Origin of the sequence: Staphylococcus sp. 191, assembly GCF_011174885.1 — a bacterium.
Taxonomy (GTDB): domain Bacteria; phylum Bacillota; class Bacilli; order Staphylococcales; family Staphylococcaceae; genus Staphylococcus; species Staphylococcus coagulans.
On the sequence record NZ_PNRJ01000030.1, the window covers coordinates 1 to 9,960 of the forward strand.

Genomic DNA, 9,960 nt, shown 5'->3' on the forward strand with positions numbered 1-9,960 from the left:
ATTTAAGAATACATTTTTAAAAATAATTATTAACAGTTATATTTATTAAAGTAATACACAGGATAGTGTAAAAGGAGAGAGTCAGTAATGAAGAAAATTTTTTATTTTTTAATGATGTCTTTAGTGCTTGTTGTATTCACCGCTTGTCAGAAAGAGGAGCATCACGAAAAGCAAGTCAATATCGTTGAGTACTTTGATTATAAATGTCCTTATTGTAAAGTGTTCGATCAGAAAATAATGAAAGAAATAGAGAAAAAGTATGAAACAGATCGAATTCAATATCAATTGATAGATGTGGCATTTTTAGGTAACGATGCGATTGAGGGAGCAAGAGCGGCACAAGCTATACAAATCGTAGCGCCACAACAATTTATGACATTTCACCATCATTTAATTGAGCAACAACCGAATCACGAAGGGAAATGGCTAACGCATGATAAAATCGATCAGCAAATCGATCGTTTATCCATTAGTACAGAACAAAAAGATAAAATTAAAAAGGAATATAAAACTGAAAATAGTGAGGCATGGAAACGTGCAGAAAAAGATATAATTAGAGCAAATAACGATAAAGTTAAATTGGTACCTACTTTAAAAATTAATGGCGAAGAAGTAAGTGATCCATTAAATAAAGATGAGGTATTTAAGAAAATTGATGATGCATTAAAGGCATAATATGATTTTAAATATTCGTGAGCGCTAGGAAAATGCATAGTGATTACACACATGGCCTAGCACGTCACTTTCATTTTGAATATAAGCAGGAGGCGAGGATGATTCCTAACCTCCTGCTTTATTCTTTTTATAATTACCACATTAGCTTGATTGAAATGTGTATTTTAATCAAGTCATATGAAGTGGCATCTTCATCTCCTAAGAATATTTCCAGCTTAGAAGTTAATTTATTAAATTTTCTAAAATAAAGTACATTTACTGTTTTAATTAACTATTTATATATAACTATCCATATACAAATTTATAGTATTCCATCCTTATTAATACTATTATTTAAAACTGAAAAAAATTCTAAGATTCTATTGATTAAAAGATAAAAATATTATATTCTTTAGTTAGAAATAAAATAATTGAGAAGGAAGTTGAGTACAATGAACAAATTTCTTTTAAAGACGGCAACAGTTGTTTCTTTGTCTTTTATGGCGTTCACACAAGTTTCATATGCCTCGAGTCATGTTGATTACAAGATTATAGGTGAGGACAGTCGTGTAAAAGTAAATAATACAACGCTGAACCCTTATCAATCGATTACTTTTATTGAATCTAAATTTAATAACGTTTATGAAGACTGCAGCGGTACTGTCATTGCGCCTAATAAAGTGATTACGGCTGCACACTGTGTTTATAATCCAGAGCATGGCGGATTAACAGAGCAGTCAAAAATAACGCCTGGTTTAAATGGCAAAATCGCACCGTTTGGTCAATTTGAATCTAATGATATTAATGTGCCGCAACAATATAAGGATCATCAAGAAGATCAATATGACATTGCAATTATTGATGTCAAACCTAGAAATGGTGTTTCAATCGGAAATGTCGTTAAGCCAATTCAAATAGAAGCATCCGATAATAGTAAAAACAAAGAAGTAGAAATTACAGGATATCCGTCAGATAAGTTTGAGCAATTACGTGTTCAAACACAATGGTCATCTTCATCATTGGTTGATTTCCAAGATGGCAATAAAGCTTACTATACAGCAGATACCATTTCTGGAGAATCTGGGGCACCCATATTTAATAAACAAACAAATAATATCATTGGTGTACATACAGGTGCTGTTGAAACAAATGCAGGTTTATATAACAGAGGCACAACATTTACAAAAAACATTTTAAAATGGGTGAAACAAAACTTGTAGTAGAAGTGGGAATTGATTAAATTTCGGTTGCTAAAGCATAGAACAACCCAGTTAGTTATCTCCCTGTTATTTAAAGTCTTTCCTAGGTGAGAACGGTAGGTCACAAACGTTATTAGATGAATAGTGTCCCCGTGTTGTTGGCCTTGATTTACAAACAACCGAAGCGGGGCAAACACATAAAAATAAGGGTTTGCCCCAAGCATTGATCGATGCAATTTGTACTTAAGTCATATCATTTAATTTAAAAGAAAGAGGAATGTCAAATGAAAAAAAACGATAGCTCAAACCTTATCCGTCGCATCATTGTTATTTATCACACTTACACAAGCATCTTATGCAGCAGATACAACGACATATGATGTTATTGATAATGACACACGTGTAAGAGTAGAGAATACAACAGCAAGACCGTACCAAGCCATTGCTTATTTAAATGTACAATGGGATAAAGCCAATGCCGCTTGTACAGGTACTGTCATTGCACCGAACAAAGTCCTTACTGCAGCACATTGTGTTTATAATCCGAACAACGGCGGCTTTGTTAAAAAAACAGGCATCACACCGGCTTTAAATGCGACTTACAACCCTTATGGTGAATTTGTTTCAACGCATGTGAGAGTGCCGCAACAGTATATTGAAAATCAAAAGAGAGCATACGATATTGCAATTGTTGATGTGCAACCTCGATCAGGCGCTTCTATTGGTAAGGTCGTGAAACCACTCGAGCTAGAAAGTGGCGATGACTTTACTGGAAGAAACTTTGAAGTTGCAGGCTACCCATCAGATAAGTTCCATGTCTTCAAAGCGCCAACAATGTGGACAGATTCAGGTGTCATTGATAAACAAGAGGGCAACATGGCATACTATACGACTGATGCATCAGGTGGACAATCAGGTGCGCCGCTCTTGGATAAAAAGACACATAAAGTTTTTGGCGTGCATACAAGTTATGTGAAAGGCAAAAATATTGAAACGAACAGAGGCACAACACTTACGAACGAAATTTATAACTGGGTTAAACAAAACCTTTAGATCATCAAGTAGGTCATAAGTCAGAAATCGATTTGACAGGTGTGCTTTGCCTTAGTAAAGGCCACTCGAGTTGAGAAAAAGAGAGACATCATCCGAGTTATCGCTACGATTTAATAATTGAGCGTATTCAGCACACAGTTGTATTGCTGAATGCGCTTTTTAATTTCTAAATGAAAATAATAGTTATGGGACGTTATCATATTCATCCATGCTCATCCGCGCTAGGCTTGCCTTAAAAATTGGTACTTCTGACGCACTTGCTTAGGGGCTTCTTATAGATTGAAAATTATTAGATTGAGTCTATGTTGCTTGGGTGGTTGTTTATGATTTTGATATGGATAACTTTTTATGCTTCGCTAATTTAGAAGTGGTAGCTTATCAAAACATCTAAAATATAGTTTAAACTTATTTTTTATCATTTTTATATAATTATAATATTGATAATATGTTAATATTATTTTTAAAAACGGGAGAACTTGTAATATTTTAGTTCAAAAAATATAAAATTATTATACTATTTAAAAGAGATAAAATAATTGTGAAGAAAATGAATGCAATGAACAAATTTCTTGTAAAGACTGCAACGGTTGCATTTTTAGCGTTTATAGCACTAACCCAAGCAACGTACGCTTCTGACTATACGAATTATAAAATTATTGGCAAAGACTCACGGACACAAGTTCAAAACACAACCCTTGCCCCATATCAATCCATTACATTTATTAAGTCAAAATGGCACAATGTTTATGAAGATTGTAGTGGCACGGTCATTGTGCGCCTAGTAAGGTCATTATAGCAGCACATTGAGTTTATAATCCCTAATATGATGGACTTACACAACAGTCTAAGGTCACACCAGGTTTAAATGGTGTTAAACAACCGTTTGGACAATTTGAATACAAAGCCATTAAAGTGCCACAGCAAAATATGGACCATAATGAAGACCAGTATGATATTGCGATTATCGCTCTTAAGCTCCATAATGGTGTTTCTATAGGACAAGTTGTCAAACCAATACAATTGCAACCCTTGGCTAACAGTAAGGGTAAAGAAGTAGAAATTACAGGATAACCTTCAGATAAGTTTGAACAACTACACGTTCATACACAATCGTCCTCTTCGTCATTAGTGGGCTTTCAGGATGGCAATAAAGCATACTATACAGCAGACACAATCTCCGGAGAATCTGGGGCACCCATATTTAATAAACAAACAAATAATATCATTGGTGTACATACTGGTTCGGTAGGTACAAGCACTGGTTTATATAATAGAGGTACAATATTCACACAAAATATTTTAAACTGTGTAAAACAAGAGCTATAAAACCATAAATGTAAGCGCTTTATATCAAGTGATGATTAGTAGTATGTCAGCGTTTATCTGTTATGCAAAATCAAGAAAAAATTAGTGACATGAAAAACTTGTGATTCAAGCTTTATTCATTTTTTTCTTGTCGTTTATTACGCTGATAGAAGTGTCTTATGTAGCAGAGATGGCACATTATAATGTAGTTGATTAGGATATGCGTGAAAAATCAAGCATACGATAGGAAAAACTGAAAAAGTACACCCCTTGTGGATTAAGTTAGTTTGACTGGAACAGGGGTAGTGAGTGCACCGAACAAAGTCTTAACTGCAGGGCACTGTGCTGATAGTCTGAAAAAAGGAACTTTGTCCAAAGTGCCTGAACGCCTTTGAAAAGTTGAACGATATTGGAGATTAAAATATATAAGGAAGTGACGATGATGAAAAAAGATATTTTGGTAAAAGGACTTACAGCATTTACGATTTTGACAAGTACATATGCGATGCAAGCCTCTGTTGTAAATACACATAATGTGGCACATGCGTATGCGGATGATCGTGTACAAGTGAAGGATGTTACGCAATCCCCTTATAAAGCGATTGTTGCGGTAGGTAACTCTGAGCATCAAGGCAGTGGTGTTGTAGTGGGACCTCATACAGTGGTAACCAATAAACATGTCGTAGGTTGGCAGTATGATCATCCAGAAGCTGTGCGTATTACACCAATGGCAACGGCTGGAAGCAATGGCGGTCTTTATCAAGCAGAAAAAGTGATTCCTTTTCCTGGAGAAGAAGATTTAGTCGTTATACATGTTAAACCTCAAACAATTGAACCGCCTATGAAAAAATTTGATCAGAACGCAGGGATATTGTCATTGAGTGACGCGAATGCCACACAAGTCGGCGATCGTATCCATACAGCAGGTTATCCTGGAGACAAAGCACGTGGGACGATGTGGAAGGCTGATGGCAGAATTACAGAAATCAATGGTAGCTCATTTGTGATGAGCCTTTATACAGTTGGAGGACAGTCCGGCTCCCCAATATATAATGACCAACAGCAAGTCGTTGGAATCGTAAGAGGGGGTCCTGAAGATGTCCATGCCAAAATAACAGATGGTGTGTTCTTCAATCAAGATGTGATTCAATTTATAAAAGCCAATATAAAAAAATAAAGGATAAGTCGAGACTCGAATGAGAAAAGAAGCACTTCTAAAAGCGTTGATAGTGTAAAGCAACACACCAATAATGACGCTTTAAATCTTTGTTTTTACGGTAAACTTAATTATTACTGAAGAATAGGGGAAGATCATTCTGTATTTATTTTAGAATGGTCTTCCTCTCTGTATATTAAGGATGACGTTGTTACATTTTTATCTTTTATCCGTGTTATTGTCAATGCTGTTTGGTGCGCATTGCCTTCATACATATACAATTAGCGTTCTATGGCTAAAAATCTTTTCATATTCTTTCCTCCATCCTTTAATGATTAAATCAGTTATTGTCCGCATTCCATCATCACTTGCTTGTAACGCTTCGTTCATTTTTTTATTTTGTGACTTACCTTTTTTAATCTCAAGAAGATTTTGTATTATTAATAATGAATGTATACGAAAATGTATATGAAACAGCGCGTTATGCTCAAAATTTGAGGCATCATGCGCAAAAATAATAAGTATAAGGGCGTAGGTATGTTTGATAAAATAGAAAAAAGTGGTGAATACAATGCGATTAGCAGAGCAAATTAAAAAACTAAGGATTGAAAAAGAACTTACACAAGAAATGCTAGCAATAGAAATGCATACGACGAGACAGACGATTTCCAAGTGGGAACAAGGGACAATCGAGCCCAATATCCAAATGTTAAATAAGCTTGCCTCTTTTTTCAATGTCAGTCTTGATGAACTCGTTAATGGACATGAAGTGGGAACAAGGGGGGACAATGGGACGTCTAATATGGTTGAAAAACCAATCAATGCCTGAACTTTTCTTGCACAAAAATGGTGGTTTGTATTACTGCTTGTCATTATTATTTGTGGAACACTGAGTCAAATTTTCGGTTGATTATTAAATGATTGTTAAAGGAGGCAAAAGAATTTGTTGAAAAATATAATTAAAATAATAGGCATGTGTTTAGTATTATTTGTGATTGTTGTTTTTTCGCAAAATTTGGCTGTATTATGGCATTTGTTAGATTTAAAAGGCGTCGAGTATCTATTACACGGTGTAACTTACGGTGTGATATTTATCTTTTTAATGAAACTATTGATATATAAAGGTTTAAAAAGGGATTGGGCATACTTTAGAGTAAAGCGATTCAGCGGATTACGATTTTGTATAATGTTAGGTGTTTTACTGCCTGTCTTTGTTATCGCCATTTATATTATATTTGTGCCGGGCGTTTTCTACTGGACACCGATTGGTAAAGTAACGGATTACAGTGCTATGTTAATTGAGGCTGTTTTCATTGGGGGGATAGTGGCACCTATTGTTGAGGAAATGATGTTCAGGGGTGTACTGTTAAAATACATTGAAGTTAAAACAAACCGTGTCTGGGCCATAGGGGTAACATCTGTTTTATTCGGTTTTATTCATTTATTCAATGGCAAGTTAGTCGACTTGGATTTTGTGTTATTAGTGGTCGGGGGTACGATGGTGGGTGTGATGTTTGGCATTACTGTGTATACATTCAATTCAATTTGGGCAAGCGTGATATTGCACGCACTATGGAATATCACGGGTGGCCTCTTTCCAATGGTGACAGCTAAAAGCGACTACGGGATAGTTCAATATGTGATACAATCCCATAATCCATTGGTCACTGGAGGTCAATACGGTATGGATGCTTCCCTCATTTCAATACTTGGCTATGCTAGTGTCATTTTAATGATGTTATATCGACAGAGAACAGCAAAAGTGAATATGTAAATTAACTATTAACAGAGCCGGGGCGGGACAACGAAATCAAATAGATTTCTGTCCCGCTCCCTACTGTTGGATCCGCGATAGTATCAACTCTGCATTTTCTTGTGGGATATACCATTTGTTAATCATAATTGGAGATTGGTTTTGCGCATAGATGGTTTCAATGATTAACCAACAGTCTTTGCCCCCTTCAAAGGTATAGTGTTGATATTGAAAACTTGGTGAAGGGGTGATACTGATTTTTAAATTGGATTGTGTTGAATTTTGATAAATCGTATTTTCCACAAAATCACGCATCGCTTGTTCACTTTGAGTATTGATTTTAAATGTATCAATCACATGAAGAGGAATAAAACTAAAACAAAAGGCCGCTGAAGCTTCATTTGAACTTTGTGCATGTTCATAATAACGTTCCATCGCAATAACAGCTGTAGGATGGTTTGGGAATAAGTGGTTAGTGTATTCGCTTTCGAGGTCAACACGATAATGCATAGAAGTCAGTGATATAGGTTGTATTGAAACCTGTTGAAGCGGATGTTTTAATAGACCCATACTTGAAGTTTGGTGTGCCACTTTTTGACGGAGAACAAAATGACCTTTCCCGCGTGTACTTTCCACGATACCATCTTCTACTAAAAGTTTGATCGCTTGTCTCAATGTCATTCGGCTCACTTGGAATCTTTGACATAGCGTCTTCTCTGTAGGCAATGCCTGCCCGCTCGGGTATTTGCCGATTTGAATTTCTTCATACAATGTATTATAGATCGTTAAAAATTTAGGCTGTGATTGCGACGCCATGAAACAAACCTCCAGTTCAATCATTCTCTCCTATCATCATACAACACTTTAAAGTTGAAGTGGACCAATAAATTTGATTGAACTATGAAGATAATGGCATGAATTATAGACAATATGACATGAGTCAAGGGCAGTAATTGGCACCTTGATCTCTATCTGAGTGACTAAAAATTTTTCGTGTTCGTGATGTTCTTAATTTTGTCATAAGCCAAGTATTGAAAGCGTTTTAAAATAGGTTTATTATATAAATAGGTATACAAATAGACAAATTAGTATACAAGTTTGTTGAGGATGTTTTAAAGCTAAGTGTAGTGTTAAATGTTATTCGCGAAGTGGTGGGTCACGTGACATGACTTGGTGAATAAAAGTGTTGTTAAGTGTAATGTACAATATGTTTGAATCATGGAAACAGACCTAAAAATAAGATTAGAAAATCGCTTAGCTTTAAGATGTTTTCCACAGATGTGTCATTCAGTCAGTTACTACCATTTTAAAATAGAGAGACTTTTTGTAGGTGAAAATGTGTATTGGTCTCAGACTCAAGGAGCGAAATAACTATGGACTATTCTAAAGTTAAAAAAGCAGTTCCCATTTTATTATTTCTATTTGTGTTTAGTTTAGTGATTGATAATTCTTTTAAATTGATTTCAGTCGCGATTGCAAATGATTTAAACATTTCTGTAACGACTGTAAGTTGGCAAGCCACGTTAGCAGGACTTGTCATTGGTATTGGTGCAGTGGTCTATGCATCGTTATCTGATGCGGTGAGCATTCGTACGCTGTTTATTTACGGTGTTTTTCTTATCATTACAGGTTCAATCATTGGTTATATTTTTCAACACTATTTTCCAATGGTTTTGATTGGACGTATTATTCAAACGGCCGGACTAGCAGCAGCTGAAACACTTTATGTCATCTACGTGGCAAAATATTTATCAACAGAAGATCAAAAAACGTACTTGGGTCTAAGCACAAGTAGTTATTCGCTATCCCTTGTGATTGGGACCTTATCAGGTGGCTTTATTGCGACTTATTTGCATTGGACCAATATGTTTTTAATTGCGCTGATTGTTGTGTTTACATTACCATTTCTTTTTAAATATTTACCTAAAGAAAAAAATACAAATAAAGCGCACTTAGATTTTATAGGTTTAATATTAATTGCAGCTATTGCGACAACGGTCATGTTGTTTATTACACATTTCAATTGGCTATACATGATGGCTGCATTAGCAATTATTATTATCTTTGCATTTTACATTAAAAATGCACGCCATCCGTTAGTGGATAAAGCATTTTTTCAAAATAAACGCTATACGTCATTCTTATTTATTGTTTTCATTATGTATGCAATTCAATTAGGCTATATTTTTACATTTCCTTTTATCATGGAAAAAATTTACGAGGTAAAATTAGATACAACATCATTGTTACTTTTACCGGGTTATGTAGTAGCAGTTATTGTCGGTGCATTGAGTGGCCAAATTGCGAAATTTCTTAGTTCAAAACAAGCAATTATTACTGCGATTAGTTTAATTGCTTTGAGTTTGATTTTACCTGCATTTGCGGTTGGTCATCACATTATCATTTTTGTTTGTTCCATGATATTCTTTGCAGGTAGCTTTGCATTAATGTACGCACCACTTTTAAATGAAGCAATCAAAACGATTGATGTTAAAGTGACAGGGGTAGCGATAGGTTTCTACAATTTAATTATTAATGTAGCTGTCTCTGTAGGAATCGCGTTAGCGGCTGCACTAATTGACTATCAACCTTTAAATTTCCCGGGAAAAGATGCGATGAATACGCACTTCGGAATGATTTTAATTATTTTAGGGCTACTCAGTGTGGTTGGACTTATTCTATTTACTATCCTTAATCGCTGGACACAGTCAAAAGTGACATCCCATCGCGAACAATAAAAAGAATGAAAAAGAGAAGGAGATCAAATTATGAAATTTGAAAAATATATCGATCATACGTTGTTAAAACCAGAATCAACACGTCAACAAATTGATCAAATC

The 9,960-nt window shown here is 35.1% G+C and carries 11 protein-coding genes and 1 pseudogene; 11 read left to right on the plus strand and 1 reads right to left on the minus strand.

Annotated features, from left to right (window positions below):
* The first annotated feature begins 87 nt into the window (after positions 1-87).
* The 9 genes from C1H58_RS11955 to C1H58_RS11990 all read left to right on the plus strand — a co-directional run bounded on the left by C1H58_RS11955 (position 88) and on the right by C1H58_RS11990 (position 7,141).
* Entirely contained in the window at positions 88-675 is a 588-nt protein-coding gene (locus C1H58_RS11955) for a DsbA family protein (protein WP_165546297.1), read from the plus strand.
* A gap of 431 nt (positions 676-1,106) precedes the next feature.
* Positions 1,107-1,874, plus strand: a complete 768-nt coding sequence (locus C1H58_RS11960; RefSeq protein WP_165546298.1) for a trypsin-like serine peptidase — start codon at positions 1,107-1,109, stop codon at positions 1,872-1,874.
* 303 nt (positions 1,875-2,177) lie between these two features.
* Positions 2,178-2,906 carry a trypsin-like serine peptidase gene (locus C1H58_RS11965; protein ID WP_207554621.1) on the plus strand — a complete coding sequence of 243 codons (729 nt, stop codon included), beginning with the start codon at positions 2,178-2,180 and terminating at the stop codon, positions 2,904-2,906.
* Positions 2,907-3,444: 538 nt separating this feature from the next.
* Positions 3,445-3,702: a hypothetical protein gene (locus C1H58_RS11970; RefSeq protein WP_165546299.1), complete on the plus strand. Its 258-nt coding sequence runs from the start codon at positions 3,445-3,447 to the stop codon at positions 3,700-3,702.
* A gap of 116 nt (positions 3,703-3,818) precedes the next feature.
* Positions 3,819-3,977, plus strand: coding sequence for a hypothetical protein (locus C1H58_RS11975; protein WP_165546300.1), 159 nt, complete (start codon positions 3,819-3,821; stop codon positions 3,975-3,977).
* A 57-nt stretch (positions 3,978-4,034) separates the two neighbouring features.
* On the plus strand, positions 4,035-4,232 hold the full coding sequence (locus tag C1H58_RS12240) for a trypsin-like serine peptidase (RefSeq protein WP_207623139.1): 198 nt from the start codon (positions 4,035-4,037) through the stop codon (positions 4,230-4,232).
* A 421-nt stretch (positions 4,233-4,653) separates the two neighbouring features.
* Positions 4,654-5,388, plus strand: a complete 735-nt coding sequence (locus C1H58_RS11980; RefSeq protein WP_165546301.1) for a trypsin-like serine peptidase — start codon at positions 4,654-4,656, stop codon at positions 5,386-5,388.
* A 538-nt stretch (positions 5,389-5,926) separates the two neighbouring features.
* Positions 5,927-6,196 (plus strand): helix-turn-helix domain-containing protein, encoded by a 270-nt coding sequence (locus C1H58_RS12425; RefSeq protein ID WP_347563076.1) that lies wholly within the window; start codon positions 5,927-5,929, stop codon positions 6,194-6,196.
* A 114-nt stretch (positions 6,197-6,310) separates the two neighbouring features.
* The gene (locus tag C1H58_RS11990; protein WP_165546302.1) at positions 6,311-7,141 is read left to right on the plus strand and encodes a CPBP family intramembrane glutamic endopeptidase; all 831 of its coding nucleotides are present in this window, start codon (positions 6,311-6,313) and stop codon (positions 7,139-7,141) included.
* 60 nt (positions 7,142-7,201) lie between these two features.
* Here C1H58_RS11990 and C1H58_RS11995 read toward each other — a convergent pair whose 3' ends face one another.
* Positions 7,202-7,936: a GntR family transcriptional regulator gene (locus C1H58_RS11995; protein WP_165546303.1), complete on the minus strand. Its 735-nt coding sequence runs from the start codon at positions 7,934-7,936 to the stop codon at positions 7,202-7,204.
* A gap of 551 nt (positions 7,937-8,487) precedes the next feature.
* On the opposite strand from C1H58_RS11995, the gene C1H58_RS12000 reads away from it, so the two are divergent.
* Both C1H58_RS12000 and C1H58_RS12005 read left to right on the plus strand, forming a co-directional pair.
* Positions 8,488-9,858 (plus strand): MFS transporter, encoded by a 1,371-nt coding sequence (locus tag C1H58_RS12000; RefSeq protein WP_165546305.1) that lies wholly within the window; start codon positions 8,488-8,490, stop codon positions 9,856-9,858.
* Between the two features lie 30 nt (positions 9,859-9,888).
* Positions 9,889-9,960 (plus strand): annotated as a pseudogene (locus C1H58_RS12005) (deoxyribose-phosphate aldolase); the annotation flags it as partial.